The sequence below is a fragment of the Streptomyces sp. OfavH-34-F genome (assembly GCF_022347745.1).
Taxonomy (GTDB): domain Bacteria; phylum Actinomycetota; class Actinomycetes; order Streptomycetales; family Streptomycetaceae; genus Streptomyces.
Map to the genome: position 1 here is coordinate 1 of NZ_JAKRGC010000384.1, position 5,230 is coordinate 5,230.

Consider the following 5,230-nt stretch of genomic DNA (forward strand, 5'->3'; position numbering starts at 1 on the left):
GGCGGCGACCGTCTGCTGGTCGTGCACGCCGGGCGGAGGGCCGCCCGGGGCCGCGCCGGGACCGTCGGCCGGCGGGACGGGACCGGTCGCCTGGCCGGGCAGTCGGTCCTCGGGGGGCGGGGTCTTGGCCAGGGGTACCGCGCCTGCCTGCGGCGTCCGTCGCTCCGGCGGCGCCCACGGGTCTATCGGCGCGGCCCCGTCCGCGGGCTGCTCTGTGCTGTCTGACATGGGCCTCCCCCATCGTGATGCGGTCATCGTACGGGCGGGTCCGTCCTACGATGACTCCCGTCCCCCGCACCGGCCGTCCCGCCGGCCGGAGCCCCTACCTCTCGTCGCCCACCGGAGGCCCCGATGACCGACCTGCACCCCTTCATCGCGGGGCTGCCCAAGGCCGAGCTCCACGTCCACCACGTCGGTTCGGCCTCGCCGCGTATCGTCGCCGAGCTGGCCGCGCACCACCCGGACTCGAAGGTCCCGACCGACCCCGAGGCTCTGGCCGACTACTTCACGTTCACGGACTTCGCCCACTTCATCGAGGTCTACCTGTCGGTCGTGGACCTGATCCGCACCCCGGAGGACGTCCGGCTGCTGACGTACGAGGTCGCCCGCGACATGGCGCGGCAGAACATCCGGTACGCGGAGCTGACGGTGACCCCGTTCTCCTCGACCCGGCGCGGCATTCCGGAGCAGGGCTTCATGGAGGCCATCGAGGACGCCCGCAAGGCCGCCGAACGGGAACTCGGCGTCGTCCTGCGCTGGTGCTTCGACATCCCGGGCGAGGCGGGTCTGGAGTCCGCCGAGGAGACGGCCCGGCTCGCCGTCGAGCTGCGGCCCGAGGGGCTGGTGTCGTTCGGGCTGGGCGGCCCGGAGATCGGGGTGGAGCGCCCGCAGTTCAAGCCGTACTTCGACCGGGCGATCGCCGAGGGCCTGCACTCGGTGCCGCACGCCGGGGAGACGACGGGCCCGCAGACCATCTGGGACGCGCTCACCGCGCTGCGCGCCGAGCGCATCGGCCACGGCACGAGCGCGGTCGCCGACCCGAGACTGCTGGAGCACCTCGCCGAGCGGCGCATCGCCCTGGAGGTCTGCCCGACGTCCAACATCGCGACCCGGGCCGTGAAGGACATCGAGCAGCACCCGGTCCGGGAGATGGTCCGGGCCGGGGTGCTCGTCACCATCAACAGCGACGACCCGCCCATGTTCGGCACGGACCTCAACAACGAGTACGGCGTGGCCGCCCGCATCCTGGATCTCGACGAGCGGGGCCTGGCTGCGCTCGCGAAGAACGCCGTGGAGGCGTCCTTCCTCGACCCGGCCGGCAAGCGCGCGCTGGCCGCCGAGATCGACACGTACACGGCCGGCTGGCTGGAGCGCGGCGGGCGGTGAGCGCGGGGCGGGGACAATGGGCCCATGCCCACGTCAGTCACCGCCGTCGCCCATCGCGGCGATCCGTACCGTGCCCGTGAGAACACCCTGCCCTCGATCCGCTCGGCGCTGGAACGGGGGGCGGACGCGGTGGAGATCGATGTCCGGGTCACCCGTGACGGGGTGCCGGTGCTGCTGCACGACGCCACGCTGGAGCGGCTGTGGGGCCGGGACGTGCGGCTGGACCGGATCGGCCACCGGGAGCTGACCGAGCTGACGGGGGGCGGGGTGCCGACGCTGCGGGAGGCCCTGCTCGCCGCCGGGGCGCACCGCGTGATGGTCGATCTGCCGGGTGCCACGCGGGAGTCGGTGCGGCGGACGGTGGGCGTGGTGCGGGAGTGCGGGGCCGGTGAGCGGGTCTACTACTGCGCCGGTCCGGAGGCGATGCTGTGGGTGCGGGCGGCCGACCCGTCGGCCGAGATCGCGATGACGTGGACGACGCTCGCGCCGCCGCGCCCGGCGCTGCTCGAAGCGGTCCGGCCGCGCTGGCTGAACTACCGGTTCGGGCTGGTCAGCCGGGAGCTGACGGACCGCAACCACCGGGACGGGCTGCTGGTCTCGGCCTGGACGGCGGACACCGGCCGGACGATGCGCCGGCTGATCGCGCGGGGCGTGGATTCCGTCACCACCAACCGGATCGATGTGCTCCGCACGCTGATCGACCGGCACGCGGGCGGCTGATCCCGTTCCCGGCGGCGGGTGGAACGACCACGGCCCCGTGCGCGCCCTGCGGTGCGCACGGGGCCGTGGGCCGGGGGCTCAGCCCTCGATGGACGTCATGACGTGCTTGATGCGCGTGTAGTCCTCGAAGCCGTAGGCCGACAGGTCCTTGCCGTAACCGGACTTCTTGAAACCGCCGTGCGGCATCTCGGCGACCAGCGGGATGTGGGTGTTGATCCAGACGCAGCCGAAGTCGAGGTTCTTCGACATCCGCATGGCGCGGGCGTGGTCCTTGGTCCACACCGAGGAGGCGAGGGCGTACTCGACGCCGTTGGCCCACTCCACGGCCTGGGCCTCGTCCCGGAACGACTGGACGGTGATGACGGGGCCGAAGACCTCGTGCTGGATGATCTCGTCGTCCTGCTTCAGCCCGGAGACGACGGTGGGGGCGTAGAAGTAGCCCTTGTCGCCGACGCGGTGGCCGCCGGCCTCGACCCGCGCGTGGGCGGGAAGGCGCTCGATGAAGCCGCTGACCTGGGCCAGCTGGTTGGCGTTGTTGAGCGGGCCGTAGAGCACGTCCTCGTCGTCCGGGCTGCCGGTCCTGGTCTCGGCGGCGGCCTTGGCGAGCGCGGCGACGAACTCGTCGTGGATCGACTCGTGGACCAGGACGCGGGTGGCGGCGGTGCAGTCCTGGCCGGCGTTGAAGTAGCCGGCGAGTGCGATGTCCTCGACGGCCTTGGCGAGGTCGGTGTCCTCGAAGACGACGACGGGGGCCTTGCCGCCCAGCTCCAGGTGGACCCGCTTGACGTCCTTGGCGGCCGACTCGGCGACCTGCATGCCCGCCCGTACCGAGCCGGTGATGGAGGCCATCGCCGGGGTGCGGTGCTCGACCATCGCGCGGCCGGTGTCCCGGTCCCCGCAGATGACGTTGAAGACGCCCTTGGGCAGGATCTGCCCGATGATCTCGGCGATCAGCACGGTGGACGCCGGGGTGGTGTCGGACGGCTTGATGACGACGGTGTTGCCGGCGGCGAGCGCCGGGGCGAACTTCCAGACGGCCATCATCATCGGGTAGTTCCACGGGGCGACCTGCGCGCAGACGCCGACCGGCTCGCGCCGCACGATGGAGGTCAGGCCCTCCATGTACTCGCCGGCCGAACGCCCCTCCAGCAGCCGGGCGGCCCCCGCGAAGAAGCGGATCTGGTCCACCATCGGCGGGATCTCTTCGGTGCGGGTCAGCGCGATCGGCTTGCCGGTGTTCTCGGACTCGGCGGCGATGAGGTCCTCGGCCCGCTCCTCGAAGGCGTCGGCGATCTTGAGCAGGGCGCGCTGGCGCTCGGCCGGCGTGGTGTCGCGCCAGGCGGGGAACGCGGCCGCGGCGGCGGCCATCGCGGCGTCGACGTCGGCGGGGCCGGAGAGCGGCGAGGTCGCGTAGACCTCCTCGGTCACCGGGTTGACGACGTCGATCGTCCGCCCGTCGGCGGCGTCCCGGAACTCCCCGTTGATGTAGTTGCGCAGACGGCGTACCTCGGCGGTCACGGCCACCCCTCCTGATGTGAGTCCAATGGGTGAGACGACCAGCGTAGTCGGGAGCCCGCGGTCCGCGATGGGCGAGGTCACATATGAACACCGGAGCGATCGTTCGAGCGGGTGTGCGACCCATTCCGTCTCGACCTGCCCCTGTCCGTTCCGTCGCGACCTCCCGGCGATCAGCTCATACGACCGGCGCAGCCCGGATACGGCCGATCGAGTGGGAGGGGCGGACCGGGGCCGCGTGCTGTCCGCTCACCGCGATCCGAATCCCTACGGTGCCGAGTGACCGATCGGCCCCCTCTTCGTTCCCCCGTACGGGGGACGGGAATCTGATCTGAACCGAGGTGTACGCCATGGTGGCCCCGCCGGACAACGATGTGATCTGGGCGCGTTCCCTGCAGCACTCCCACAACGGCTCCCCCGCGCTCGGCGGGGTCTCCCTGGGCATCCGCGAGGGCGAGATCCTCTCGGTGACCGGCCCGCGCGGCAGCGGCAAGACGACCCTGCTGCACTGCCTCTCCGGCCAGCTGGTGCCGGAGCGGGGCGAGGTCTGGTTCAACAGCGTCCCCGTGCACACGATGGGCCCGCGGCTGCGCGAGCGGCTGCGCCGCGACAAGTTCGGCTGGATCGCCCCGGAGCCCCAGCTCGTCCCCGAGCTGAACACCTGGGAGAACACCGCGCTCCCCCTGCTGCTGCGCGGCGCCTCGCACCGCGAGGCCAAGAAGGCCGCCATGGAGTGGCTGGAGCGCCTGGACATCGGCATGTGCGCCAAGCAGCGCCCGCACACCCTCCAGCAGAGCCAGCGGCAGCGGATCTCCGTGGCCCGCGCCCTGGTCGCCGGCCCCTCGGTGATCTTCGCCGACGAGCCCACCGCGACGCTGCACCGCACCGACCGCGCCCACGTCCTGCGGACCCTGACCAGCGCGGCCCGCTCGCACGGCATCACGGTCGTCCTCGCCACGCACGACGCCGAGATCGCCGGGCTCGCCGACCGGGTGGTGCCGATGCTCGACGGGCGCCGCGTCTCCACGGTCGCGCTCCCCGCCGAATCCGACCCGGAGGGGCGCGCGGCGTGCTCGCTCTCCGTCTAGCCCGCGGTTCCCACCCGCTGGTCCTGATGCGGCGGCTGCTGGTCGCGGCCGCCTCCGCCGGGGTCGGCTTCCTGCTCCTGTGCGCCCTCGGCCACGCCGCCGGGCACCCGCACTCGGCCGGCTCGGTGCTCCGGCTGCTCTGGTGCTTCGTCCCGCTGGCCGCCACCGTGCAGTTCGCCGTCGCGGTGGCCCGTACGGACCCGAGCACCCGGCCGCGCCCGGGGCTGTCCGCCGTGGGGCTCGGCCCGGTGCGGCTCAGTCTGCTCGCCGCCGTCTCCACCGCCGTCTCGTGCGCCCTCGGGTCCATGGTGGCGCTGCTGTTCTTCCTCCATCTGCGCGGCGACCTGTCCGGGCTGCCGTTCGACGGTGCCGCCGCCGATCTGCTCGGCGCCGACGCCGAGCTGCCCGGCGCCGCCGTGCTGCTCCTGCTGGCCCTGGTACCGGTGGCGGCATCGACGGCCAGCGCGCTGGCCCTGCGCGGCCGGCCCGTGCGAGCGGCGCGCGAGACGGACGACGGCGGG

At 73.1% G+C, this 5,230-nt stretch carries 4 protein-coding genes and 2 pseudogenes; 4 read left to right on the plus strand and 2 right to left on the minus strand.

Going from position 1 to position 5,230, the window contains the following annotated elements; all coding sequences use genetic code 11:
- Positions 1–228 (minus strand): annotated as a pseudogene (locus MHW47_RS31540) (hypothetical protein); the annotation flags it as partial.
- A gap of 123 nt (positions 229–351) precedes the next feature.
- Between MHW47_RS31540 and MHW47_RS31545 the strand changes: the two are divergent.
- Together MHW47_RS31545 and MHW47_RS31550 are read left to right on the plus strand one after the other, a co-directional pair.
- Positions 352–1,386 carry an adenosine deaminase gene (locus MHW47_RS31545; RefSeq protein WP_239227288.1) on the plus strand — a complete coding sequence of 345 codons (1,035 nt, stop codon included), beginning with the start codon at positions 352–354 and terminating at the stop codon, positions 1,384–1,386.
- Between the two features lie 24 nt (positions 1,387–1,410).
- The gene (locus MHW47_RS31550; protein ID WP_239227289.1) at positions 1,411–2,106 is read left to right on the plus strand and encodes a glycerophosphodiester phosphodiesterase; all 696 of its coding nucleotides are present in this window, start codon (positions 1,411–1,413) and stop codon (positions 2,104–2,106) included.
- Positions 2,107–2,184: 78 nt separating this feature from the next.
- Here the strand turns inward: MHW47_RS31550 and MHW47_RS31555 are convergent, their stop codons facing one another.
- Positions 2,185–3,624, minus strand: a complete 1,440-nt coding sequence (locus MHW47_RS31555) for a gamma-aminobutyraldehyde dehydrogenase (protein WP_239227290.1) — start codon at positions 3,622–3,624, stop codon at positions 2,185–2,187.
- 347 nt (positions 3,625–3,971) lie between these two features.
- Between MHW47_RS31555 and MHW47_RS31560 the strand changes: the two genes are divergently transcribed.
- Positions 3,972–4,709 (plus strand): ABC transporter ATP-binding protein, encoded by a 738-nt coding sequence (locus MHW47_RS31560; RefSeq protein WP_239227291.1) that lies wholly within the window; start codon positions 3,972–3,974, stop codon positions 4,707–4,709.
- Positions 4,691–5,230: pseudogene (locus MHW47_RS31565) on the plus strand (hypothetical protein); the annotation flags it as partial. The gene MHW47_RS31560 and the pseudogene MHW47_RS31565, both read left to right, overlap by 19 nt.

Coding starts and splice junctions, on each gene's coding strand:
- MHW47_RS31550 (WP_239227289.1), top strand. CDS start 1,411: ATGCCCACGTCAGTCACCGCCGTCGCCCATCGCGGCGATCCGTACCGT.
- MHW47_RS31545 (WP_239227288.1), top strand. CDS start 352: ATGACCGACCTGCACCCCTTCATCGCGGGGCTGCCCAAGGCCGAGCTC.
- MHW47_RS31560 (WP_239227291.1), top strand. CDS start 3,972: ATGGTGGCCCCGCCGGACAACGATGTGATCTGGGCGCGTTCCCTGCAG.